General features: G+C 70.5%; 22 protein-coding genes and 1 tRNA gene. 11 read left to right on the top strand and 12 right to left on the bottom strand.

Going from position 1 to position 24228, the window contains the following annotated elements:
• The first annotated feature begins 118 nt into the window (after positions 1-118).
• The 8 genes from NOCA_RS16725 to NOCA_RS16760 all read left to right on the top strand — a co-directional run bounded on the left by NOCA_RS16725 (position 119) and on the right by NOCA_RS16760 (position 7632).
• Complete coding sequence (locus tag NOCA_RS16725; protein ID WP_011756445.1) at positions 119-865, top strand: DUF554 domain-containing protein; 747 nt, start codon at positions 119-121, stop codon at positions 863-865.
• A gap of 48 nt (positions 866-913) precedes the next feature.
• Positions 914-1759 (top strand): ABC transporter substrate-binding protein, encoded by an 846-nt coding sequence (locus NOCA_RS16730; RefSeq protein WP_049774597.1) that lies wholly within the window; start codon positions 914-916, stop codon positions 1757-1759.
• Entirely contained in the window at positions 1756-2550 is a 795-nt protein-coding gene (locus NOCA_RS16735) for an amino acid ABC transporter permease (RefSeq protein ID WP_011756447.1), read from the top strand. The genes NOCA_RS16730 and NOCA_RS16735 overlap by 4 nt, the downstream gene beginning before the upstream one ends.
• A complete protein-coding gene (locus tag NOCA_RS16740; protein ID WP_011756448.1) occupies positions 2547-3281 on the top strand; it encodes an amino acid ABC transporter ATP-binding protein in 735 nt (244 codons plus the stop codon). The genes NOCA_RS16735 and NOCA_RS16740 overlap by 4 nt, the downstream gene beginning before the upstream one ends.
• Positions 3282-3483: 202 nt before the next feature.
• On the top strand, positions 3484-4881 hold the full coding sequence (locus NOCA_RS16745; RefSeq protein WP_049774384.1) for an ABC transporter permease subunit: 1398 nt from the start codon (positions 3484-3486) through the stop codon (positions 4879-4881).
• A 10-nt stretch (positions 4882-4891) separates the two neighbouring features.
• Positions 4892-5884 (top strand): branched-chain amino acid ABC transporter permease, encoded by a 993-nt coding sequence (locus NOCA_RS16750; RefSeq protein WP_011756450.1) that lies wholly within the window; start codon positions 4892-4894, stop codon positions 5882-5884.
• Complete coding sequence (locus NOCA_RS16755; RefSeq protein WP_011756451.1) at positions 5874-6857, top strand: ABC transporter ATP-binding protein; 984 nt, start codon at positions 5874-5876, stop codon at positions 6855-6857. The genes NOCA_RS16750 and NOCA_RS16755 overlap by 11 nt, the downstream gene beginning before the upstream one ends.
• Positions 6850-7632, top strand: coding sequence for an ABC transporter ATP-binding protein (locus NOCA_RS16760; protein WP_011756452.1), 783 nt, complete (start codon positions 6850-6852; stop codon positions 7630-7632). The genes NOCA_RS16755 and NOCA_RS16760 overlap by 8 nt, the downstream gene beginning before the upstream one ends.
• Positions 7633-7707: 75 nt before the next feature.
• Here the strand turns inward: NOCA_RS16760 and NOCA_RS16765 are convergent, their stop codons facing one another.
• The gene (locus NOCA_RS16765; protein WP_011756453.1) at positions 7708-8988 is read right to left on the bottom strand and encodes an ABC transporter substrate-binding protein; all 1281 of its coding nucleotides are present in this window, start codon (positions 8986-8988) and stop codon (positions 7708-7710) included.
• Positions 8989-9178: 190 nt separating this feature from the next.
• The gene (locus NOCA_RS16770; protein WP_011756454.1) at positions 9179-9802 is read right to left on the bottom strand and encodes an ANTAR domain-containing response regulator; all 624 of its coding nucleotides are present in this window, start codon (positions 9800-9802) and stop codon (positions 9179-9181) included.
• 65 nt (positions 9803-9867) lie between these two features.
• Between NOCA_RS16770 and NOCA_RS16775 the strand changes: the two genes are divergently transcribed.
• Both NOCA_RS16775 and NOCA_RS16780 read left to right on the top strand, forming a co-directional pair.
• Positions 9868-9941 (top strand) — tRNA-Leu (locus NOCA_RS16775).
• Between the two features lie 115 nt (positions 9942-10056).
• Positions 10057-10719: a transcriptional regulator gene (locus NOCA_RS16780; RefSeq protein WP_238383362.1), complete on the top strand. Its 663-nt coding sequence runs from the start codon at positions 10057-10059 to the stop codon at positions 10717-10719.
• 3 nt (positions 10720-10722) lie between these two features.
• Here the strand turns inward: NOCA_RS16780 and pyk are convergent, their stop codons facing one another.
• The 8 genes from pyk to trpC form a co-directional block, all read right to left on the bottom strand.
• The gene (gene pyk / locus NOCA_RS16785) at positions 10723-12186 is read right to left on the bottom strand and encodes a pyruvate kinase (RefSeq protein WP_011756456.1); all 1464 of its coding nucleotides are present in this window, start codon (positions 12184-12186) and stop codon (positions 10723-10725) included.
• 102 nt (positions 12187-12288) lie between these two features.
• Entirely contained in the window at positions 12289-13770 is a 1482-nt protein-coding gene (locus tag NOCA_RS16790; protein ID WP_011756457.1) for a glutamate synthase subunit beta, read from the bottom strand.
• A gap of 32 nt (positions 13771-13802) precedes the next feature.
• Positions 13803-18362, bottom strand: coding sequence for a glutamate synthase large subunit (gene gltB / locus NOCA_RS16795; protein ID WP_011756458.1), 4560 nt, complete (start codon positions 18360-18362; stop codon positions 13803-13805).
• Positions 18363-18468: 106 nt separating this feature from the next.
• Positions 18469-19413 (bottom strand): prolipoprotein diacylglyceryl transferase, encoded by a 945-nt coding sequence (gene lgt / locus NOCA_RS16800; protein ID WP_011756459.1) that lies wholly within the window; start codon positions 19411-19413, stop codon positions 18469-18471.
• Entirely contained in the window at positions 19410-20033 is a 624-nt protein-coding gene (locus NOCA_RS16805; protein WP_238383363.1) for an SCO family protein, read from the bottom strand. The genes lgt and NOCA_RS16805 overlap by 4 nt, the downstream gene beginning before the upstream one ends.
• Entirely contained in the window at positions 20026-20850 is an 825-nt protein-coding gene (gene trpA, locus NOCA_RS16810) for a tryptophan synthase subunit alpha (RefSeq protein ID WP_011756461.1), read from the bottom strand. Before trpA ends, NOCA_RS16805 begins: the two co-directional genes overlap by 8 nt.
• Positions 20847-22127 (bottom strand): tryptophan synthase subunit beta, encoded by a 1281-nt coding sequence (gene trpB, locus NOCA_RS16815; protein WP_011756462.1) that lies wholly within the window; start codon positions 22125-22127, stop codon positions 20847-20849. The genes trpA and trpB overlap by 4 nt, the downstream gene beginning before the upstream one ends.
• Positions 22124-22906 carry an indole-3-glycerol phosphate synthase TrpC gene (gene trpC, locus NOCA_RS16820; RefSeq protein WP_011756463.1) on the bottom strand — a complete coding sequence of 261 codons (783 nt, stop codon included), beginning with the start codon at positions 22904-22906 and terminating at the stop codon, positions 22124-22126. The genes trpB and trpC overlap by 4 nt, the downstream gene beginning before the upstream one ends.
• Positions 22907-23110: 204 nt before the next feature.
• Between trpC and NOCA_RS16825 the strand changes: the two genes are divergently transcribed.
• Positions 23111-23458: a DUF4190 domain-containing protein gene (locus NOCA_RS16825; protein WP_083768183.1), complete on the top strand. Its 348-nt coding sequence runs from the start codon at positions 23111-23113 to the stop codon at positions 23456-23458.
• A 76-nt stretch (positions 23459-23534) separates the two neighbouring features.
• On the opposite strand, the gene NOCA_RS16830 is transcribed toward NOCA_RS16825, so the two are convergent.
• Together NOCA_RS16830 and NOCA_RS16835 are read right to left on the bottom strand one after the other, a co-directional pair.
• Positions 23535-23981, bottom strand: a complete 447-nt coding sequence (locus NOCA_RS16830; protein WP_041546621.1) for a DUF2752 domain-containing protein — start codon at positions 23979-23981, stop codon at positions 23535-23537.
• A gap of 13 nt (positions 23982-23994) precedes the next feature.
• Positions 23995-24195, bottom strand: a complete 201-nt coding sequence (locus tag NOCA_RS16835; protein WP_011756466.1) for an HGxxPAAW family protein — start codon at positions 24193-24195, stop codon at positions 23995-23997.
• Positions 24196-24228 lie beyond the last annotated feature (33 nt).

Raw genomic sequence — 24228 nt, forward strand, 5'->3', positions numbered from 1 at the left:
CGGCTCATCGAGTCATGGCCTTCCGGACCTCCGCAGATCAGCCACGTCTCTCGTCCCCCGAACGCGGCAACAGTGCACGAGACTACGCTCAGCCCCGCTGTCTTGTCAGAGGAGTCCCGTGATCCCCGGTTTCGGCACCGTCGTCAACGTCGCCACCGTGCTGCTCGGCGCCACCGTCGGGGTCCTGCTCGGCAACCGCCTGCCGGTCCGCACCCGCGACCTGGTCACCGACGCCCTGGGCCTGGTCACGCTGCTGATCGCCGGCACGTCGGCGATGGCGGTGCTCGACGACGACCTCGCCGACCAGGTCGGCGACAGCGCGCCGATGCTGATCGTCCTGGGCGCGCTGCTGGTCGGCGGGATCACCGGGTCGCTGCTCCGGCTCGAGCAGCGGGTGGAGGCGCTGGGCGGCTGGCTGCAGGCCCGGCTCACCCGGGAGAGCGGGTCGGTCGAGCGGCACCGGTTCGTCGAGGGGTTCGTCGTCTCCTCGCTCGTCTTCTGCACCGGCCCGCTGACCGTCCTCGGATCGCTCAACGACGGCCTCGGGAACGGCGCCGACCAGCTCCTCCTCAAGGCCGCCCTCGACGGGTTCGCGGCGATCGCCTTCGCCGCCTCCTTCGGCTGGGGGGTCGCGGCGAGCGCGCTCACGGTCGTGGTCGTCCAGGGCTCGCTCACCCTGCTCGGCCTGGCCCTCGGCGACGTGCTCCCCGACGCCCACCTGGCTGCGGTCACGGCGACCGGAGGACTGCTGCTGGTCGGCGTCGCGATGCGGCTGCTGCGGGTGCGCGAGATCCCCGTGGCCGACCTGCTCCCCGCGCTCGTCGTCGCGCCGCTGCTGGTCGAGGTTGCCGCGACGCTGCACTGATACGGGGTTGTGATCCGCGCGACACTCGGCCGGGTCTACTGTGCAGCCATGCTGATTCGCCTGACACCCCGCGCGACCCTCGCCGCCGCCGTCCTGTCCGCCCTCGCCCTGACCGCCTCCGCCTGTGGATCCGACAGCGGTTCCGACGGCAATGCCTCGGACAACACCGGCAGTAGCGAGGCCCCGAGCCTCAACCTGATCTCCGACGGCACCCTCACGGTCTGTTCCGACGTGCCGTACCCGCCGTTCGAGAACTTCGACAAGACCACGCCCACGGGCTTCGCCGGCTTCGACGTCGACATCGTCAACGCCATCGCCGAGCAGCTCGACCTCGAGGTCCAGATCAAGGACTCCGACTTCAACGCGCTGCAGAGCGGCCTCGCCCTCAACTCGGGCCAGTGCGACATGGCCGCGAGCGCGATGACGATCACCCCCGAACGCGAGCAGAAGATCGGCTTCAGCGACGGCTACTACGACTCCGAGCAGTCGCTGCTGGTGCCCTCCGACTCCTCGATCGCCGGGATCGGCGACCTCGACGGCGTCAAGGTCGGCGTCCAGAAGGGCACCACCGGTGAGGCATACGCCAACGAGAACGCCTCCGGCGCCGACATCGTGGTCTTCCCCAGCGACGGCGAGATGTACGCCGCGATCAAGGCCGGCCAGGTCGACGCGCTGCTCCAGGACCTCCCGGTCAACCTGGACCACCAGAACGACCCGAAGGCTCCCGGCGAGTTCAAGGTCGTCGAGAAGTACGACACCGGCGAGAGCTACGGCCTGGCGATGAAGAAGGACAACACCGGGCTGATCGACGCCGTCAACGAGGCCCTGGCCACGATGAAGGACGACGGTGACTACCAGAAGATCTACGACACCTACTTCGCGACCGACCAGTGACGCTGAAGCGGGCGACGCGGCGGCGGCTGCGGGACGGCGGCCTCTACGTCGTCCTGCTCGCCGCCGTGGTCGTCGTCGTCCTCACGGCCGACCGCGAGGCGATCTCCAAGAACTTCTTCGACGGGGACACCTGGAAGGGGCTCTGGCCGGACATCATCCTGATCGGCGCGAAGAACACCGTGAAGTACACGGTGATCGCGTTCGCCGGCGGCATCGCGCTCGCGCTCGTGCTCGCGCTGATGCGGCTCTCGCCGCTCCGGCTCTACCGCTGGCTCGCCACGATCTACATCGAGTTCTTCCGCGGCCTGCCGGCGCTGGTCGTGATCATCTTCATGGCGCTGGGGGTGCCGCTCGCCTTCGGCTGGACGCCCCCGGGCGGCACGATCGGCGCCGGCCTGATGGCGCTGATCATGGTCTCGGGCGCGTACATGGCCGAGACCCTGCGCGCCGGCATCCAGGCGGTGCCGAAGGGCCAGCGGGAGGCGGCGCAGTCCCTGGGCATGGGCGGGTTCTGGACGATGGTCACGGTGGTGCTGCCGCAGGCGGTCCGGATCGTGATCCCGCCGCTGACGAACGAGTTCATCCTGCTGGTCAAGGACACGTCCCTGCTCTACGTGGTGGGCATGCAGTACGACCAGGTCGAGCTCACGTCGTTCGGTCAACAGGGACTCATCAACTACTCCAACGCGAGCCCGCTGCTCGCGATCGCGCTCGTCTACCTGGTGATCTCCATCCCGGCCAGCCAGCTCGTGGCATTCCTCGAGCGGCGACAGCAGAAAGCGTCCCGATGAGCACCCCCGCGATCCAGGTCTCGAACCTGCACAAGTACTTCGGTGAGCACGAGGTGCTCAAGGGCATCGACTTCCACGTCGACCAGAGCCAGGTCGTGTGCGTGATCGGCCCGTCCGGTTCCGGCAAGTCGACGCTGCTGCGCTGCGTCAACCGGCTGGAGGAGCCCACGTCGGGCAAGATCCTGATCGAGGGGATCGACATCACCGACCCCGAGACCGACCTCGACGCGGTCCGCTCCCGCATCGGGATGGTGTTCCAGCAGTTCAACCTGTTCCCCCACATGAACGTGCTCAGCAACCTGTGCGTGGCCCAGCGACGGGTCAAGAAGCGCTCGAAGGACCAGGCCGTCGAGGTCGCCCGCGTCAACCTCGCGAAGGTCGGGCTGGCGGGCCGCGAGAACGTCTATCCGGCCCATCTCTCCGGCGGCCAGCAGCAGCGGGTCGCGATCGCCCGGGCGCTCTCGATGAACCCGGACATGATGCTCTTCGACGAGCCCACCAGCGCGCTCGACCCGGAGCTGGTCGGCGACGTGCTGGCCGTCATGAGGGACCTGGCGTCGGAGGGCATGACGATGATGGTCGTCACCCACGAGATGGGCTTCGCCCGCGAGGTCGGCGACCGGCTGGTCTTCATGGACGACGGCGTGATCGTCGAGGAGGGCGACCCGCGTGAGGTGCTCGCCAACCCCCAGCACCAGCGCACCCAGGCGTTCCTCTCGAAGGTCCTCTGACCGGTTTCGTGACCTGTTCGTTGTGGTCCCGGTCACCATTCGGGGCGTCGGCGGTCTACGGTGTCACCTGCTGCGGATCGGGGCGCAGGTGTGGCGCGTGCCACATCCGCCGTCGAGTCGCTACTGTCCGACCAGCTGTCCGACCACCCGTCTGACCGTGTTGCAACGCGGCGTCACCACGCGCCCCGGCCCCAGGAGGCACATGCACATCCGAGCCACGCACCTCGCCGCAGCGGCGGGTGCGCTTCTGATAGCACTCCTCGCCGTGTTCGGCCCGGGCGCAGCCGCAGCGGTCGCCTCGGGGCCGACGCTGAGCGCCGCCGCCGGGGGCGGGTGCCAGTACCCGAAGAACGACGACGACCAGATCCACATCAAGGGCTGCCTGCGCGACCAGCGCGAGGACCCGCCGGCCCCGGTCCCGGGCGTCTCGGTCACGGTCGAGGGCCCCGATGGCGAGGTGGTCGCCACGGTCGAGACCGACGAGAACGGCATCTTCGACGTGGCGCTCCCCGGTGACCCGATCACCAACCTGCGCAAGGACTTCACGATCAAGATCGACCAGGCCACGCTTCCTGAGGGCTCGGATCTGCGCAACCCCGAGCAGGTGGAGCTCACGCTCAACTTCGACACGACCTCCGACCAGGCGGTGGCGTTCCCGATCGGCGACGCCCTGCCCGAGGGCGCCAGCACCTTCGTCCAGGGCGTCCAGCTGGCCGTCGGCGGCATCGTCTTCTCGGTCTCCCTGGCCATGGCCGCTCTCGGCCTGTCGATGGTGTTCGGCACGACCGGCCTGACGAACTTCGCCCACGGCGAGCTGGTCACGTTCGGCGCCCTGGTCGCCTGGGGCATCGACCTCCTGCCCGGCCAGATCACGATGCCGGGCCTCGGCTGGAACATCACCGTCGTCGTCGGCGTGATCGTCGCGTTCGTCGCCGGCGGCGTCCTCGGCCTGCTCAACGACAAGCTGCTGTGGAAGCCGCTCCGGATCCGGGGCACCGGCATCATCGCGATGATGATCGTCAGCATCGGCTTGTCGATCTTCATGCGCAGCGTGTTCCAGTACGTCGCCGGCGGGCAGAACCACAACTACTCGCAGTACTCCGCCAGCAAGCCCTGGGAGATCGGGCCGGTCCTGATCACGGCCCGCGATGTCGTCGTGATCATCGTCGGCGTCGCCGTCCTGGTCGTCGTGTCCCTGGCGATCCAGCTCACCCGGATCGGCAAGGCCACCCGTGCCGTCGCCGACAACCCCGGGCTGGCCGCGTCGTCGGGCATCAACGTCCAGCAGGTGATCGCGGTGGTGTGGACCGTCAGCGTCGCGATCGCCGCACTGTCCGGCGCGCTCCTCGGCATCACCCAGGGCTTCGACTTCCAGCTCGGCTTCAAGCTCCTGCTGCTGATGTTCTCCGCGGTCGTCCTCGGCGGGCTCGGCACGATCTGGGGCGCCATGGTGGGCGCGTTCCTGATCGGCATCCTCGTCGAGGTCTCGACGCTGGTGGTGCCCTCCGAGCTCAAGTACGTCGGCGGCCTCGCGGTCCTGGTCCTCGTCCTGCTCGTCCGTCCCCAGGGTCTGCTCGGCCGGGCCCAGCGCATCGGCTAGGAGACCTGCCGTGGACTTCGGAAGCATCCTCACCCAGACGCTGCAGCAGGCCTTCGGTCCGCTGGCGATCGTCTACTGCCTGGCCGCGATCGGCCTGAACGTGCACTTCGGCTACACCGGACTGCTCAACTTCGGCCAGGCCGCCTTCATGGCGGTCGGTGGCTACGCGATGGCGTCGGTCGTCGCTACCTGGGGCCTCTCGCTGTGGTTGGGCATCGTGGTCGGGCTGGTGCTCACCGTGGTGCTGGCCCTGCTCCTCGGCGTCCCGACGTTGCGGCTGCGGGCCGACTACCTCGCGATCGTGACGATCGCCGCCGCCGAGATGCTCCGGCAGACCGTCGGCTCGGTCACCCTCCTGGAGTACTTCGGCGGCCAGGACGGCCTGAACAGCTTCGTCGGCGACTTCCGAGCGCTGAACCCGTACTCCGGTTCGGTCGGCATCCCCGGCATCGTCGAGTGGCGCGCGAACGACTTCTGGGTGATGACCGTCGGCTGGATCCTGGTCGCCCTGTCCTGCCTGGTCGTCTGGGCGCTGATGCGCAGCCCGTGGGGCCGGGTCCTCAAGGCGATCCGCGAGGACGAGGACGCCGTGCGCAGCCTCGGCAAGAACGTGTACTCCTACAAGATGCAGTCGCTCGTGATCGGCGGCCTCTTCGGCACCTTCGCCGGCTACATCTACGGCCTGAGCAAGGCTGCGGTGATCCCCACCGACTATGCCACCGACACGACCTTCTTCGCCTACACGATCCTGCTCCTCGGCGGGGCCGCCCGGGTCTTCGGCCCGGTCGTCGGCACCGTGATCTTCTGGGGCCTGATCAACTTCCTGGACCAGTTCTTCCGTCAGGCGGCCGCGCACGACGTGATCCCGCAGGCGATCATGAACCAGAACCAGGCGGGCCTGATGCGCTTCATCGTGCTCGGCCTGGCGCTGATGCTGCTGATGATCTACCGCCCACAAGGCATTTTCGGAGACCGAAGGGAGCTGGCGATCGATGGCCGCTGAGTCCGAAGGCGGGGCCGTCACCGCCCCCACCCACCGCCCGTCCGGAACGGCTGCGGCCATGTTCACCGACGTGCCCCACGAGCCGGGCGCCGCGAAGCCGGACCCGATCGTGGTCGCGGACGACATCACCCGCACCTTCGGCGGCCTCACCGCCGTCGACGTCGAGCACGTGGAGATCCAGCGGGGTGCGATCACGGCGCTGATCGGTCCCAACGGTGCCGGCAAGACCACGTTCTTCAACCTGCTGACCGGCTTCGACCGGCCCGACTCCGGCGACTGGTCCTTCAACGGGCGCAGCCTCCGCAAGGTGCCGGCCTCACGGGTGGCCCGGATGGGCATGGTGCGCACCTTCCAGCTGACGAAGGTGCTCTCCAAGCTCACCGTCATCGAGAACATGCGCACCGGCGCCCCCCACCAGGCTGGCGAGAACCTCCTCAAGGCGATGTTCGCCCCGCTGTGGCGCGCCCAGGAGGAGGAGAACACCCGCAAGGCCGACGCCCTGCTCGAGCGCTTCTTGCTGATCAAGAAGCGCGAGGACTTCGCGGGCTCGCTGTCCGGCGGGCAGCGCAAGCTGCTGGAGATGGCACGCGCCCTGATGGCCGACCCCGAGCTGGTCATGCTCGACGAGCCGATGGCGGGGGTGAACCCCGCCCTCAAGCAGTCGCTGCTGGGCCACGTGAAGGCGTTGCGCGACGAGGGCCGCACGGTGCTCTTCGTCGAGCACGACATGGACATGGTCCGCGACATCTCCGACTGGGTCGTGGTGATGGCCCAGGGGCGGGTGATCGCGGAGGGACCGCCGGACTCGGTGATGAGCGACACCCGGGTGATCGACGCCTACCTGGGCGCCCACCACGACACGGTGCTGGACTTCGAGGCAGAGGAGCAGATCCTCGAGGCCGCGGAGGCCGAGCTCGCCGCCGAGCACGCCGACCACGAGGACCACGACACCAAGGGGGATCGCGATGTCTGAGGCGACCAGCGCGGCCGAGGACGCGGCCCGCGAGGAGCACCTCGCCCACGCCGAGGGCGCCGTGCTGCGCGCCGACGAGCTGATCGCGGGCTACCTGCCCGGGGTGAACATCCTCAACGGCTCCAACCTCTACTGCAAGGAGGGCGAGCTGGTCGGCATCATCGGCCCGAACGGCGCCGGCAAGTCGACGCTGCTCAAGGCGCTCTTCGGGCTCGTGAAGATCTCCTCGGGCAGCGTTCGGCTCAAGGGCCAGGAGATCACCAACGAACGCGCAGACAGCCTGGTGTCCAAGGGCATCGGCTTCGTCCCGCAGACCAACAACGTGTTCCCCTCGCTCACGATCCGCGAGAATCTCGAGATGGGCTGCTACCAGAGCCCGGAGTCGTTCAAGAAGCGCTTCGAGTTCGTCGGCGAGCTGTTCCCCGCCCTGCACGACCGGCGCGCCCAGCGGGCCGGCTCGTTGTCCGGGGGCGAGCGGCAGATGGTCGCGATGGGCCGGGCCCTGATGATGGACCCGTCGGTCCTCCTCCTCGACGAGCCCTCCGCGGGGCTCTCCCCCGTCATGCAGGACGAGGTGTTCGTCCAGACCCGCCGGATCAACCGGGCCGGCGTCTCGGTGATCATGGTCGAGCAGAACGCCCGGCGCTGCCTGCAGATCTGCGACCGCGGCTACGTCCTCGACCAGGGCCGCAACGCCTACACCGGCACCGGCAAGGCCCTCGGCAACGACCCGAAGGTCATCGAGCTCTACCTCGGCACCCTCGCCCAGGCCTGAGCCGGGCACAACGACGAACGGGCCCGACCTCCGCGGAGGTCGGGCCCGTCGTCTTGTGCGTCGGTCAGCGCCGGGTCACTCCAGGACGCCGGAGACCGAGTCGATCTGCGAGTACTTGTTGTTCTTGGCGTACTCCTGGATGCCGATCGTCGCAGCGTTCGGGCTGCCGGTGTCGTTCATGTCGGTCGGGCCGGAGACACCCTCGTAGTTGATGTCCTGGCCGTCCTCGAGCAGCTTCGCGCAGTCGGCGAACGTGGTGCAGGCCTCGCCGTCCTTGGAGACGTTGACCAGCTCGCCGGCGATCGCCTCGCCGGAGTCGTCCCCGGCCGCGATCGCAGCGAGCGCGGTGAGGATCGTGGCGTCGTAGGACTGCGGGCCGTAGGTGAAGTCCTTCAGCTTCGGGTCCACCTCGAGCAGCCGCTGGTTGAAGCTCTCGTCGACCTCGGCCGGAGCCGGGAAGGTGCCCTTGACGCCCTCCAGGTCGAAGGACTCGGCGGAGTAGTCGGCCATGTTGCCGTCGACGAAGTAGAGCTGGATGTCCTGCGGGCCGATCCCCTTGGCGATCAGCTGCGGGATGATCTTCGTCGTCTCGTTGAACGCGATCAGCACGAGAGCGTCGGGCTTGGCCGCCGCGATCTCGTTGACCTCTGCGGTGAAGTTCTGAGCGTCGGCGGCGTAGAGGATGTGGGCCGCGACGTTGGCGCCCTGCTCCTTCAGCGTCTGGTCGACCTGCTCGGCCAGACCCTCGCCGTACGCATCCTGGCGCGCCATCACGGCGACGTTGGAGAACCCGTCCTCGACCGCCATGTTGCCGAGCACCTGGCCCTGCAGGCGGTCGGACGGCGCGGTGCGGAAGTACAGGCCGCCGTCGTCGTAGGTGTCGAACGCCGCGGCGGTGTTCGCCGGGGAGATCTGCACGACGCCGGCACCGGTGATCTTGTCGATCACCGAGAGCGACACGCCGGAGGCGGCGGCACCGACGATGGCGTCGACGCTGTCCTGGAGGAGCGAGTCGACGGAGGCGCCCGCGATATCCGGCGTACCGTCGCCGGAGTCCGCCTTGAAGCTCTCGACGGGCTTCCCGAGCACGCCACCCGCGTCGTTGATTTCCTTGATGGCCAGGTCGACGCCCGCGAACTCGGGGGGGCCCAGGTAGGCGAGGTCACCGGTCTGGGGCAGCAGCTGGCCGATCTTGAGCACGCCGTCACCCGTCGTTGCCGGCGCCGACGAGGAGGTGCCCTCGTCGGGAGCGTCGGACTTGCTGTCGGAGCCGCCGTCACTGCCACAAGCAGTGAGGACGAGTGCGGATGCCGCGAGCGTGATGGCTGCGCGGCGAGCGCGGCTGGAGCGAATCATGAAGCCTCCGTCTGGACTAGCTTTCCTCCGGTCCGCGCGGGGCGGGACCGGAGATCGACTCTCGATACCCGGCAAACTAGCGTCGAACCCGGGACCAGAGTGGGCTGAGCAGGACTTTGTGCCCTGTCGTTGCCAATTCGTGATCTAGAAAAGTAGATGGCTTCCGTCACACGCCGGTGGGCTGGACCGGTCAGCCGGCCAGTCCGGGACCGTGCGTGATCACTCCGTCGGCGACCTGGCGCATCGAGAGCCGCAGGTCCATGGCGGTCTTCTGGATCCACCGGAAGGCGTCGGGCTCGGAGAGGTGCAGCTGCTCCTGCAGGACGCCCTTGGCCCGGTCGACGGCCTTGCGGGTCTCGAGGCGCTCGGTGAGGTCGGCGACCTCGGCCTCCAGGAGGGCGAGCTCGGCGAACCGGCTGACCGCCATCTCGATCGCCGGCACCAGGTCGGACCGGGAGAACGGCTTGACCAGGTACGCCATCGCCCCGGCGTCCCGGGCCCGCTCGACGAGCTCACGCTGCGAGAAGGCGGTCAGGATCACGACCGGCGCGATCCGGGCCTCGGCGATCCGCTCGGCGGCGGCGATCCCGTCCAGAACCGGCATCTTCACGTCGAGGATGACCAGGTCGGGGCGCAGCTCCTCGGCGAGCCGGACCGCGGTGGCACCGTCGCCGGCCTGGCCGACCACGTCGTACCCCTCCTCGCCCAGCATCTCGGCGAGGTCCATCCGGATCAGCACCTCGTCCTCGGCGATGACGACGCGCCGCGGTGCGGGGCCGCCGGGCTGCGGGGCCGGCTGCTCGGTCTGAGTCACGGCAGCAGGTTATCCGGCTCCCGGCGCGGCCAGCACAGCCGTCCCTCGGATAGGGTTCTGCGCGCGCCCCGGTATCCCAACCGGCAGAGGAAGCGGTCTCAAACACCGTCCAGTGTGGGTTCGAATCCCACCCGGGGCACTTGCGCAACGCGCCTGTCGGTGCGGGGCGGGACGCTGTCGGCATGTACCCGCCGTCCGAACGCAAGGCTGCGCTCGATCTGTTGCGCAGTCGAGGCCTGTCCGAGGTGAGTCGGATGACCGGGGTGCACCGCTCGACGCTGCGGATCTGGCTCCGTGAGCCGATCCCAGCCGGCGAATGTCCTCGGTGCGACGGCGTTCCCATCCCGGGACCGCCCTATGGGGCACTCCTCGGCTACTACCTGGGGGACGGTTGCCTGTCTCGGCACCGCCGGTACTTCACGCTCCGGGTCTCCTGCGACGCCCGCTACCCGAACATCATCCGAGACATCGAGGCGGCGATTCGGGATGTCCGTCCTGCCCGGCGCGTGTTCCGGGTCCGCGCGCCGGGCGCCGTAGTCGTGCAGTCCAACTGGAAGCACTGGCCGTGCCTGTTCCCGCAGCACGGGCCCGGGCGCAAGCACGAGCGGCCGATCGTGCTGGAGCCTTGGCAGGTTGCGATCGTCGAGGCGTACCCTGCCGCGTTCCTGCGCGGCCTGTTCCATTCGGATGGGTCCCGGGTGCGCAACTGGACGACCAGGATGGTGGCCGGAGAGCGGAAGCGGTACGACTATCCCCGTTGGCAGTTCACCAATGTCTCGACGGACATCCAGCAGCTGTGCTGCTGGGCGCTGGACCTCGTCGACGTCCCGTGGCGGCAGTCGAACGCGAAGACGATCAGCGTCTCGACCCGCGCCGCAGTGGCCAGGCTCGACACGCTGATCGGGCTGAAGCGCTGATGTTCAGCTGCGGCGGTACGCCGGCGCGACCTGGTTGATCGCGTCGCCCATCCGGTGGATCCGCAGCGCGTTCGTCGACCCGGGGATGCCCGGAGGGGCGCCCGCGATGATGACCACGAGGTCACCCTCGCGGACCCGGCCGATCCGGAGCAGCTGGTCGTCGACCTGACGGACCATCTCGTCGGTGTGCTCGACGGGCTGGGTCAGGAACGTCTCGATCCCCCAGGTCAGCGCGAGCTGCGAGCGCACCACCCCGACCGGCGTGAACGCGAGGATCGGGATCGGGCCACGCAGCCGCGACATCCGGCGCGCGGAGTCACCGCTCTGGGTGAAGGCGACGACGTACTTCGCCCCGACCCGCTCGGCGACCTCCTCGGCGGCCTTGGCGATCACGCCGCCGCGGGTGTGCGGGTCCCAGTCGATCTCGGCGAGGGCGGCCCGGCCCGGGGGCTGCGCCAGGGCGTGCGCCTCGGTCGCCGCGATGATCCGCGCCATCGTCTCGACGGTGTGGACGGGGTACTCCCCCACGCTGGTCTCGCCGGACAGCATCACCGCGTCGGCGCCGTCGAGGACGGCGTTCGCGACGTCGGAGGCCTCGGCGCGGGTCGGCGCGGGGTTGCCGATCATCGACTCCAGCATCTGGGTCGCGACGATGACGGGCTTGGCGTTGAGGCGGGCCTTCTCGACGATCCGCTTCTGCAGGAACGGGACGTCCTCGAGCGGGCACTCCACGCCGAGGTCGCCGCGGGCGACCATGAAGCCGTCGAACGCCGCGATCACCTCGTCGAGGTTCTCGATCGCCTGCGGCTTCTCGATCTTCGCGATGACCGGGAGGTGCACGCCCTCCTCGTCCATGATCCGCCGGACGTCCTCGACGTCCTTGGCGTCGCGTACGAAGCTCAGCGCGATGAAGTCGACCGTGAGGTGCAGCGCGAAGCGCAGGTCCTCGATGTCCTTCTCCGACAGCGCCGGCACGGACACGGCGACGCCGGGCAGGTTGATGCCCTTGTTGTCGCTGACCTTGCCGCCCACGAGCACCTCGGTGTGCACGTCCGGTCCGTCGACCTTGGTGACCCGCAGCCGCACCTTGCCGTCGTCGATGAGGATCGGGTCGCCGACGCTCACGTCGCCGGGCAGGCCCTTGTACGTCGTCCCGCACTCGCGGTCGTCGCCGGGCACGTCGCGGGTGGTGATCGTCCACGCCTGCCCGCGGGTCAGCACGACCGGACCGTTCGCGAACCGCTCGAGCCGGATCTTCGGGCCCTGCAGGTCGGCGAAGATGCCGACGCCGTGGCCGCTCGCGTCCGAGGCCTCGCGCACGAGGCGGTAGGCCTCGGCATGGTCCTCGTGCGAGCCGTGGCTCATGTTCAGGCGGGCGACGTCCATGCCGGCATAGACCAGTTCACGGATCCGTCGAGGGTTCGCCACCGCGGGGCCCAGGGTGCACACGATCTTCGCTCTACGCACGTGCTTCACCCTACCGCGACTTTGATCGTTCAAAGACCAAACCCTCCGGTAACTCCGCGGCCGGGACCGGAAGGTGCCGTTGGTCCCGACCGCGGCGGGCCCTCAGACCACCAGCGGGCGCTCGGTGGGCGGGATCGGCGCGGGCAGCGTCGTGGAGCCGGTCAGGTAGGTGTCCACCGCGGCGGCCGCGGCCCGGCCCTCGGCGATCGCCCAGACGATCAGCGACTGGCCGCGGCCGGCGTCACCGGCGACGAAGACGCCGTCGACCGACGTCATGTACGCCGCGTCCCGGGCCACGTTGCCCCGCTCGTCCAGGTCCACGGCGAGCTGCTCGACCAGGCCGGCCTGCTGCGGACCGGTGAAGCCCATCGCGAGCAGCACCAGCTCGGCCGGGATCTCCTGCTCGGAGCCCTCGACCTCGACGAACCGGCCGTCCTCGAGGCGCACCTCGACCAGCCTGAGCGCCCGGACGTTGCCGTCCTGGTCGCCGAGGAACTCCTTCGTGGAGACGGCGTACACCCGGCTCTGCAGGTTCTGGTGCGCGGCCTCCTCGTGGGCCGAGGAGATCCGGAACACCATCGGGTACGTGGGCCACGGCTGGCCGGCCGGACGCGACTCGGGCGGCTCGGGCATGATCTCCAGCTGCGTGATCGACGCGGCTCCCTGGCGGGTGGAGGTGCCGAGGCAGTCCGCACCGGTGTCGCCGCCGCCGATGATCACCACGTGCTTGCCGGTCGCGGTGATCTGCCCGTCGACCTCCTCGCCGAGCGCGGCCCGGTTGGCCTGCGGGAGGAAGTCCATCGCCTGGTGGATGCCGCGCAGCTCGCGGCCGGGGGCCGGCAGCTCGCGCGGCACCGTGGAGCCGATCGCGAGGACGACGGCGTCGTAGCGGTCCCGCAGCTGGTCGCCGGTCAGCTCCGCGCCGACCTCCACGCCGGAGCGGAAGACGGTCCCCTCCCGGCGCATCTGCTCCAAGCGCTTGTCGAGGTGCTGCTTCTCCATCTTGAACTCGGGGATGCCGTAGCGCAGCAGCCCGCCGATCTTGTCGGCGCGCTCGTAGACCGCGACCGTGTGCCCGGCGCGGGTCAGCTGCTGAGCGGCGGCCAGGCCGGCCGGGCCGGAGCCGACCACGGCGACGGTGCGACCCGAGAGCCACTCCGGCGGCTGCGGGCGCACGAACCCGGAGTCCCACGCCTTGTCGATGATCGCGACCTCGACGTTCTTGATCGTCACCGGATCCTGGTTGATGCCGAGCACGCAGGCCGTCTCGCAGGGCGCCGGGCAGAGCCGGCCGGTGAAGTCCGGGAAGTTGTTGGTCGCGTGCAGGCGCTCGATCGCGCCCTCCCAGTCGTCGCGCCAGACCAGGTCGTTCCACTCGGGGATGATGTTCCCCAGCGGGCAGCCCTGGTGGCAGAACGGGATGCCGCAGTCCATGCAACGCCCGGCCTGCTCGGTGATGATCGGGAGCAGGGCCCGGCCGGCGGAGCCCGGGTAGACCTCGTTCCAGTCCTGGATCCGCTCCTCGACCGGGCGCCGCGCGGCGACCTCCCGGCCCTTCTTCAAGAATCCGCGGGGGTCAGCCATGCTGCGCCACCCCCTCTGCTCCTGCGCTTCGCTCATCCATGGAGCGCCTCCATCATCGCGTGGGCGGTCTCGTTCTCGTCCAAGCCGTCAGCCTCGGCCTTCGCCTTGGCCGCGAGCGACTTGCGGTAGTCGGTGGGCATGATCTCGGTGAACCGCGTCAGCGCGGTCTCCCAGTCGGCGAGCAGCTCCTCGGCGACCGTGGAGCCGGTCTCCTCGAGGTGCGCGCGCACCAGCTGCTCGAGCTCGGCCGCAGCCGCGCCGCTGACCGGCCCGAGCTCGACCAGCTCGGGGTTCACCCGTCCCGGCTGGAGGTCCAGCACCCAGGCCACGCCACCGGACATGCCGGCCGCGAAGTTGCGCCCGGTCCTGCCGAGGACGGCGACCCGGCCGCCGGTCATGTACTCGCAGCCGTGGTCGCCGACGCCCTCGGTGACGACCCAGGCACCGGAGTTCCGCACGCAGCACCGCTCGCCGACGCCGCCCCGGATGAAGACCTCGCCGGAGGTCGCGCCGTACCCGATCACGTTGCCGGCGATGATCTGCTCGTTCGCCGCGAACGTCGCCGCCCGGTCGGGACGCACGACGATACGGCCACCTGAGAGGCCCTTGCCGACGTAGTCGTTGGCGTCACCCTCCAGGCGCAGCGTGATCCCCTTCGGGACGAATGCCCCGAAGGACTGGCCCGCCGAGCCGACGAAGGTCAGGTCGATGGTGCCGTCGGGCAGTCCCGCTCCGGCGTACCGCTTGGTGACCTCGTGGCCGAGGATGGTGCCGACGGTGCGGTTGACGTTGCGGATCGCGACCTGGGCGCGCACCCGCTCGCCGGACTCCAGGGCCGGCTGCACCAGCGGCAGCAGCTCGGTGACGTCGAGCGACTTCTCCAGGCCGTGGTCCTGCTGCTTGGTGCAGTACAGGTCCTGGTCGGGGAACGCCGACCGGTCCGGCTGGTGCAGGATCGGCGTGAGGTCGAGTCCGGAGGCCTTCCAGTGGTCGACCGCCTCGGAGACGTCCAGCGAGCCGACCTGGCCGATCGCCTCCTCGATGCTGCGGAAGCCCAGCTGGGCGAGCAGCTCGCGGACCTCCTCGGCGATGTACTCGAAGAAGTTGACGACGTACTCGGCCTTGCCGCTGAACCGGTCCCGCAGGACCGGGTTCTGGGTCGCGACGCCGACCGGGCAGGTGTCCAGGTGACAGACCCGCATCATGATGCAACCCGACACGACCAGCGGCGCGGTCGCGAACCCGAACTCCTCGGCGCCGAGCAGCGCGGCGACGACGACGTCGCGGCCGGTCTTGAGCTGGCCGTCGGTCTGCACGACGATCCGGTCGCGCAGTCCGTTGAGCAGCAGCGTCTGCTGGGTCTCGGCCAGGCCGAGCTCCCAGGGCCCGCCGGCGTGCTTGAGCGAGGTGAGCGGCGCGGCGCCGGTGCCGCCGTCGTGCCCGGAGACGAGGACCACGTCGGCGTGCGCCTTCGAGACCCCGGCCGCGACCGTGCCGACGCCGACCTCGGAGACCAGCTTCACGTGGACACGGGCCTGCGGGTTGGCGTTCTTGAGGTCGTGGATCAGCTGGGCCAGGTCCTCGATGGAGTAGATGTCGTGGTGCGGCGGCGGACTGATCAGGCCCACGCCGGGCGTGGAGTGCCGGGTCTTGGCGACCCAGGGGTACACCTTGTTGCCGGGCAGCTGGCCGCCCTCGCCCGGCTTCGCGCCCTGCGCCATCTTGATCTGGATGTCGTCGGCGTTGGTGAGGTACTCCGCGGTGACACCGAACCGGCCCGAGGCGACCTGCTTGATCGCGCTGCGGCGCTCGGGATCGTAGAGCCGGTCGGGGTCCTCGCCGCCCTCGCCGGTGTTGGACTTCGCGCCCAGCCGGTTCATGGCGATCGCGAGGGTCTCGTGCGCCTCCTGGGAGATCGAGCCGTAGGACATCGCGCCGGTCGAGAACCGCTTGACGATCGACGAGACCGGCTCGACCTCCTCGATCGGGATCGACCGTCGGCCGGCCTCGTCGGCGTCCTTGAGCCGGAACAGGCCGCGCAGCGTCATCAGCCGCTTCGACTGCTCGTTGACGCGGGTGGAGTACTGCTTGAAGACGTCGTAGCGGCCGGTGCGGGTGGAGTGCTGCAGCCGGAAGACCGTGTCCGGGTCGAACAGGTGCGGCTCGCCCTCGCGGCGCCACTGGTACTCGCCGCCGATCGGCAGCTCGCGGTGCGCCGGGGAGATGCCGCCGCGCGGGTACGCCGTGGCGTGCCGGAGCGCCACCTCCTCCGCGATCGTGTCGAGCTCGATGCCGCCGAGCTTGGAGACGGTGCCGGTGAAGTACTTGTCCACCACGGCCTGGGACAGGCCGACCGCCTCGAAGATCTGGGCGCCGGTGTAGGAGGCCACCGTGGAGACGCCCATCTTCGACATCACCTTGAGCACGCCCTTGCCGAGTGCCTTGACCAGGTTGGCCACGGCCAACTCCTGCTCGACCTTCACGTAGTAGCCCTCGCGGGCGAGGTCTTCCACGGACTCCATGGCGAGGTACGGGTTGACCGCGGCCGCGCCGTACCCGACGAGCAGCGCGACGTGGTGGACCTCGCGGACGTCACCGGCCTCGACGAGCAGCCCGACCTGGGTGCGGGTCTTCTCGCGCACCAGGTGGTGGTGCACGGCCCCGGTGAGCAGGAGCGACGGGATCGGGGCCAGCTCTGCGGTGGAGTGCCGGTCGGACAGCACGATGATCCGGGCGCCGTCGGCGATCGCGGCCGACACCTCCTCACAGATCTCGTCGATCCGCTGCGCCATCGCGGCGCCGCCGCCCTCGACGGGGTACAGGCCCCGAGCGACGTGGGTGATGAAGCCCGGCATGTCGCCGTCGCGGTTGATGTGCCGGATCTTGGCCAGGTCGTCGTTGGAGATCACCGGGAACGGCAGCTGCACCATCCGGCACGACGCCGGGGCGGGCTGGAGCAGGTTCGACTCGGGGCCGATGGTGCCGGCGAGCGAGGTGACGAGCTCCTCGCGGATCGCGTCCAGCGGCGGGTTCGTGACCTGCGCGAACAGCTGGCTGAAGTAGTCGAACAGCAGCCGCGGCTTCTCGCTCAGGGCCGCGATCGGGGTGTCGGTGCCCATCGAGCCGAGCGGCTCTCCCCCGGAGTTCGCCATCGGGGTGAGCAGGACCCGCAGCTCCTCCTCGGTGTAGCCGAAGACCTGCTGGCGCCTGGTGACCGACGCGTGGGTGTGCACGACGTGCTCCCGCTCGGGGACGTCGTCGAGGTGGATCAGGCCGGCGTGCAGCCACTCGTCGTAGGGGTGCTCGGACGCGAGCTGGGACTTGATCTCCTCGTCCTCGATGATCCGGTGCTCATCGGTGTCGACGAGGAACATCCGGCCGGGCTGGAGCCGGCCCTTGCGGACCACCTTGGCCGGGTCGATGTCGAGCACGCCGACCTCGGAGGCGAGGACGACCAGGCCGTCGTCGGTCACCCAGTACCGCGAGGGGCGCAGCCCGTTGCGGTCGAGCACCGCGCCGATCTGTGATCCGTCGGTGAACACCACGCACGCCGGGCCGTCCCACGGCTCCATCAGGGCCGAGTGGAACGCGTAGAACGCGCGGCGCTTGGCGTCCATCTCGGCGTGGTTCTCCCACGCCTCCGGGATCATCATCAGCACCGAGTGCGGGAGCGAGCGACCGCCCATGTGCAGGAGCTCGAGCACCTCGTCGAACGAGGCCGAGTCCGACGCGCCGGGGGTACAGATCGGGTAGAGCCGCTCCAGGTCGCCGGGGATCAAGTCGGAGGCCAGCAGCGCCTCGCGGGCACGCATCCAGTTGCGGTTGCCCATCACCGTGTTGATCTCCCCGTTGTGGGCGATGAACCGGAACGGGTGCGACAGCGGCCAGCTCGGGAAGGTGTTGGTCGAGAACCGCGAGTGGACGACCGCCATCGCGGAGGTCATCCGCTCGTCGCGCAGGTCGGGGTAGACCTCGTCGAGCTGGGCGGGGGTGAGCATGCCCTTGTAGATCAGGGTGCGGGAGGAGAGCGAGGGGAAGTAGGCGTCGGTCTCGTGCTCGGCGCGCTTGCGCAGGCAGAACGCCTGGCGCTCGAGGGCCATCCCGGTGACCCGCGAGCCGGCGCCGGCGACGAAGAGCTGGGCGAACGACGGCATCACGGCGCGCGCGGTGCTGCCGAGGGAGTCCGGGTCGACCGGGACGTCGCGCCAGCCGAGGACCGTGAGGCCCTCCTCGGCCGCGATCTCCTCGATCCGCTGGCGGGTCTTGGCCGCCTGCTCGACCTCGGCGGGGAGGAACGCGGTGCCGACCGCGTACGCGTGGGGGGCGGGCAGCTCGAAGCCGAGCTCCGCGGTGACCGAGCGCAGGAACGCGTCGGGGACCTGGATCAGGATGCCCGCGCCGTCGCCGGAGTTGACCTCCGCGCCCGCGGCCCCGCGGTGGTCGAGGTTCAGCAGGGCCGAGATGCCCTGCTGGATGATCTCGTGGCTGGCGACGCCGGTCAGGGTCGCGACGAACGCCACGCCACAGGCGTCGTGCTCGTGGCGAGGGTCATAGAGCCCCTGGGGTGGCGGGAATGCGTGCGAGTAGGGCACGGGCGTGCTCCCGTCGTCTGGTCGAGCAGTGCAGTGGTGGCCGAGAGAACCGGCCAGGTGCAGGGGACGACATTGGCCCTAGCGGAGGTGACACATTAGCACCCGGTCAGCCGGGCGGCGCTCCGTCGTCGTGGGAGCGGACACCGCCGCCCGCAGCGGGCAGGTCGCCGGATTCCTCGGCAGCTCCCGGGTCGACGTGCTCGTCGTCGTACACCTGCTCCTCACGGCCCGGCCGCAGCCGGCCGCTGACCACGAAGCAGACCGCAGCCACGACGAACAGCACGATCGAGGTCCACACGTTGAACCGCAGGCCGCCGACGTCGGACAGCTCGACGTCGTCGATGCGCAGCATCTCGATCCAGCCGCGGCCGAGCGTGTAGGCCATCACGTAGAGCGCCAGCACCCGGCCGTGGCCCAGCCGGAACCGGCGGTCGGCCCAGATCACGAAGCCGAACGCACCGAGGTTCCACACGCACTCGTAGAGGAATGTCGGGTGGAAGGTCGGGTCCTCGAGATAGCCGAGCGGGCGGTGGTCGGCGTCGATCTCCAGGCCCCAGGGCAGGTCGGTCGGCTTGCCGAACAGCTCCTGGTTGAACCAGTTGCCCCAGCGCCCCACAGCCTGCGCCACCAGGACGCCGGGCGCCATCGCGTCGAGCACCGGGAGCATCCGGATGCCCTTGCGGCGGGCGCCGATGTAGACCCCGAGGGCGCCGAGCGCGATCGAGCCCCAGACGCCGAGACCGCCGCGCCAGACATAGAGCGCCTCGATCGGGTGCCGACCGTCGCCGAAGTAGAGGTCGCTGTCGGTGAGCACGTGGTAGATCCGGCCGCCGACCAGCCCGAACGGCACGGCCCACAGCGCCAGGTCCTGGACGTCGCCTGCGCGGCCGCCCCGCGCGATCCAGCGCCGCTCGCCGATCCAGATCGCCGCGACGATGCCGGCGATGATCGCGAGCGCGTAGCCGCGGATCGGCACCGGGCCGAGGTACCACACGCCCGAGGACGGGCTCGGGATCGACAGCACGCTCACCTGAGCGATCAGGGTGGTCACCGGTCGGCCTCCTCGGCGAGCAGTGTGTGGAGGTCGGCGGCCAGGTCGGCCGACGAGGTGTCCTGCGTCCACAGCAGCGGTGAGGTGTCGTCGGCGGTGATCGCGGTGACCTGCGTGCTGTGGCTGTTCAGGTCGCGGCCCCCGCTGGGCAGCCGCTCGCCGTCGGCGACGTACACCGCCAGCGGCTTGCCGACGGCCGCGATCGTGTCGAGGTCACCGGTCAGCCCGATGAAGGACGGGTCGAACCGGTCGAGGTACGCGCGCAGGTGCTGCTCGGTGTCGACCTTCGGGTCCGTCGTCACGAACACCACGTCGACGGAGCTGCGGTCGGCCTCGTCGAGCCGCGTGAGTGCGGAGGCGATGTTGGCCATCACGACCTGGCAGATGTCCGGGCAGCTCGAGTAGCCGAAGAACACCAGCGTCACCGGCTTGTCGGTGTCCTTCGTCAGGGAGTACGGCTGCCCGCTGGTGTCGGTGAGCGGTGTCGCCGAGACCGTGTAGGGGTCGTGGGTCACGGCGGCGCGGTAGCCGCCGTCGGTCTCGGCCGTGCTGGTGGAGCAGCCGGCGAGCAGCGCCCCGGCCAGCACCAGGGCGCCGATCCCCGCGAGCCGCCTACGCACGCCGGACACCGGCGGCGAGGTCCTCGGTCAGCTCGCGGAGCGCGCGCAGGCCCGCGGCCGGGTCGTCCGGGTGGTCGAGGAGCGTGCGCACGAACGCCGAGCCCACGATCACGCCGTCGGCGCCGATCCCGTTCCTGGCAGCCAGCTCGGCGGCCTGGTCGCCGGTGCTGACGCCGAGGCCCACGCCGACCGGCAGGTCCGCGCCGGCCGCCGCGATCGCGCTCCTGGCCCGCGCCACGAGCGGTCCGGCCAGGTCGCTGGTCGTCGCCCGGGCGCCGGTCACGCCCATCACCGCGGTGGCGTAGACGAAGCCGCGGCACGCCGCCGTCGTCATCGCGAGCCGCTCCTCGGTCGAGGACGGCGCGACCAGGAACACCTTGTCCAGGTCGTGCTCGTCGGCGGCGGCGATCCACTCCTGCGCGCTGTCGGGGGTGAGGTCGGGCGTGATCAGACCCGCTCCCCCGGCGTTGGCGAGATCGGCGGCGAACCGCGAGACGCCGTACCGTTCGACCGGGTTCCAGTAGGTCATCACGACGGTCGGCGTGCCGGTCGCCGCGACCGCCTCGACGGTGCGCAGGACGTCGGCGGTGCGGACGCCCCGCTCGAGGGCCTGCTGCGCGGCCGCCTGGATGGTGGGCCCGTCCATGACCGGGTCGCTGTAGGGCAGCCCGACCTCGATCACGTCACACCCGGCGTCGACCATCGCCAGCATGGCGTCGATGCCCCCGGCGACGTCCGGGAAGCCCGCCGGCAGGTAGCCCACGAGCGCCGCCCGGCCCTCGGCCCTCGCCGTGTCGAACGCGGTCCGCGTGCTCATCCGATCGGCTCCCCGGCTCCGTGGCCTCCGGCGTGCTGGCCGTCGACCAGGCCGAAGTACTCGATCGCGGTGCCCATGTCCTTGTCGCCGCGCCCGCTCAGGTTGATCAGCACCGTCGCGTCCGGCCCCTGCTCCGCGGCCAGCCGCTCGGCGACCCGGAGCCCGCCGGCGACAGCGTGAGCGGACTCGATCGCCGGGATGATGCCCTCGGTGCGGCTGAGGAGGGCGAGTGCCGCCATGGCCTCGTCGTCGGTCACCGGGAGGTACGTCGCGCGCCCGGTCGCGGCCAGGTGCGCGTGCTGCGGGCCGACGCCGGGGTAGTCCAGCCCGGCCGAGATCGAGTGCGACTCGAGGGTCTGGCCGTCCTCGTCCTGGAGGACGTAGGTGCGCGCCCCGTGCAGGACGCCGCGGTCCCCCGCGTGGATCGTGGCGGCGTGCCGGCCGGTCTCGAAGCCCTCGCCACCGGCCTCGAACCCGTAGATCGCGACGTCCGCGTCGTCGAGGAAGGCCGAGAACAGGCCGATCGCGTTGGAGCCCCCGCCGACGCAGGCCGCGATCGCGTCCGGGAGCCGGCCGAAGCGCTCGAGGCACTGCGCCCGGGCCTCGTCGCCGATGCCGCGGGTGAAGTCGCGGACCATGCTGGGGAACGGGTGCGGCCCGGCCGCGGTGCCGAAGAGGTATGCCGTGTGGTCGACGGTGGCGACCCAGTCGCGCAGCGCCTCGTTGATCGCGTCCTTGAGCGTGGCGCTGCCGGAGTCGACGGGGACGACGGTGGCGCCGAGCAGGTTCATCCGGGCGACGTTGAGCGCCTGCCGCCGGGTGTCGACCGAGCCCATGTAGACCGTGCAGTCGAGACCGAAGTAGGCCGCGGCCGTCGCGCTGGCCACGCCGTGCTGCCCGGCGCCGGTCTCCGCGATCACCCGGGTCTTGCCCATCCGCCGGGTCAGCAGCGCCTGGCCCAGCACGTTGCGGATCTTGTGCGCGCCGGTGTGGGCGAGGTCCTCGCGCTTGAGCAGGATCCGGGCACCGACCTGGGCGCTGAGCCGCTCGGCGACGTAGAGCGGGCTCGGGAGGCCGGCGTACTCGCGCAGGATCGTGTCGAACTCCGCGACGAACTCCGGATCGGCCATCGCGTCCTGCCAGGCGACGGTGAGCTCGTCGAGGGCCGCCACCAGGGCCTCGGGCATGAACCGCCCGCCGAAGCCCTCCGCGGGGCCGCCGAACCAGCCGAGCGCGTCCGCGTCGTACGTCGTCGTCCGCTCGGGCCTGGTCGTCATGACTCGACTCCTGTCATCCTGCGCACTGCGCCCTCGGGGTCGCCGTCCTTCACCAGTGCCTCGCCCACGAGCACGGCCCGGGCCCCCTCGCGCACGAACCGCGCCACGTCGTCCGGTCCGAAGATCCCCGACTCGGCCACCTTGACGCGATCGTCGGGGACCAGCGGCGCGAGCCGCCCGAAGGTGTCGTCATGGATCGCGAGCGTCTTCAGGTTGCGAGCGTTCACGCCGACCAGCTCCGCACCGAGGGCCACGGCCCGCTCGGTCTCGGGCTCGTCGTGGACCTCGACCAGCGCCGTCAGGCCCAGCTCACGGGCCTCGTCGTGGAGCCGGCGCAGGTCGTCGTCGTCGAGGGCCGCGACGATCAGCAGCACCAGGTCCGCGCCGGCCGCCCGGGCCTCGACGACCTGGTAGCTCGAGACGATGAAGTCCTTGCGCAGGATCGGGGTGTCGACCGCGGCCCGGACCGCGCGCAGGTCGGCGAGGCTGCCGCCGAAGCGGCGCTGCTCGGTGAGCACGCTGATCGCGGCAGCGCCACCCGCCGCGTAGCTGCGGGCGAGCTCGGCCGGATCGGGGATCGTGGCCAGGTCGCCCTTGCTGGGGCTGCGCCGCTTGACCTCGGCGATCACGCTCGAGCCGGCGGCCCGGAAGTGCGGCATCGGGTCACGGGGCGGGTCGACGTCGGCCAGCGCGGCCCGCAGGTCGGCGAGACTGGTCGCCGACTCGCGCTCCGCCAGGTCGAGCCGCACGCCGGCCACGATGTCGTCGAGCACGGACATGCGGGCACTCACTCCAGTCAGCGGGGCAGGGTCGATCGGGGTGGATCAGGGCGGTACGGCACTCGAAGTCTGTCACGACCCTGGTGGCCCGCGGACCGCGCCTCGGGACGCGGACGGCGAGGCGTCGGTGTCGGGGTTCCCGCACCGGTAGTGTCCGCAGCAAGCGGCCGGCAGACGGACGGCCAGACGAAGGGTTTCGAGCACGTGAGCTACTCAGAGCCACCTCCCCCGCCGCAGTACGGCGCACCCGTGCCGCCGCAGGGCGGCCTTCCTCCGAAGACCTCGGGCAAGGCGATCGGGTCGATGGTGACCGGCCTGGTCGGCCTGCTGACGATCTGCTGCGGGTTCTTCGTGGTGACCAGCGTCGTGGCGATCATCCTGGGCTTCCTGGCCCGCAAGGAGATCCGCGCGTCCAACGGCCAGCTGAAGGGCGAGGGCCAAGCGCTGACCGGCATCATCACCGGCTTCGTCGGGATCGCGATGGTGATCGTCACGATCATCCTGGTCGCGACCGGTGTCCTGGACACGAACTTCGAGTACAGCACGTCCTGAGCGCAGCGCCGGAGAGGTGCGAAGGGCCGACCCCGGCGGGGTCGGCCCTTCGCGCGCCTCAGGGGGAACGTCGGCCTCAGGGCGCCAACCAGGACCCGGCCGGCAGGTTGCGCAGCACCGCGAAGACGACGGCGACCACGCACAGCGTCACGGTGCCGACGGTGACCAGGCGCCCGTCCGGCTCGCGCTCGCGGCCCAGCCAGCGGTCGACGACCCACCGCCCGAGCAGGAACACCAGCAGCGGCAGCATCGCGACGAAGAGCAGGTTGCTGGACGCCGCCGCGCCGACGTCTCCGTGGGTGAGGTCGTTGACCGCGCGCAGGCCGCCGCAACCCGGGCACCAGAAGCCGAGGGCCGCGCTGGGGCAGTAGCCCCAGGAGCCGCTCTCGTGGGGGTCGCGGATGTGCAGCGCGAGGGTCGCCGCGCCGAGCGCGCCGATGGTGATCGCGGGCGCCGCCATCCGCTGCCACCGGCTCGCGCCGCCGACCGCCGAGGGGGCGGTGGGGGGCGCGGTGATGGTCACGGCCGGGGTCCGCTCAGTGACCCGACTGGTTGAAGCCGAGCTTGGCCATCACGCCGAACACGACCAGCGACGCCACCCCGAGCGCGACGCCGACCCAGAAGACCGGGTAGCTGACCGGGTCCAGCAGCAGGCCCACGGCACCGACGACGAACCCCAGCATCGCGATCGCGACCGCCGTCCAGGCCGCGGGGGTGTTGCCGTGGTTGTTCGACATGCGGGGGCTCCTTGAAGCGGGGTCCGGACGGGC

Origin of the sequence: Nocardioides sp. JS614, from assembly GCF_000015265.1 — a bacterium.
Classification (GTDB): domain Bacteria; phylum Actinomycetota; class Actinomycetes; order Propionibacteriales; family Nocardioidaceae; genus Nocardioides.